We start from the raw sequence: 275 nt of genomic DNA, 5'->3' as shown, positions 1-275 counted from the left end.
GGGCGCAAGCGCGCCGTCACCGGCAAGTGGCACATGGACGAGACATACATCAAGATACGCGGCCAATGGATGTATCTATCGTGCCGTCGACGGCGTCGGCGACACGGTCGAGTTCTTCTTCAGCGAACACCGCGACTTGCCGGCAGCCAAGCGCTTCTTCCGGAAGGCCCTGGAGCGCCACGGCAGACCGGATCGCATCGTCATCGACGGCAGCCCGACCAATCATGAGGCGATCATTTCCTGCGACGCCGAACACCGTCTGCGGAATCGATCGC

General features: G+C 62.5%; 1 pseudogene. It reads left to right on the top strand.

The window, feature by feature from the left end:
• Positions 1-275: pseudogene (locus AC0L28_RS34830) on the top strand (DDE-type integrase/transposase/recombinase); the annotation flags it as partial.

The sequence above is a fragment of the Mesorhizobium sp. WSM4847 genome (genome assembly GCF_055811335.1).
The sequence above is the reverse complement of the archived record's forward strand: the minus strand, read 5'-3'. Positions and strand labels throughout refer to the sequence as shown.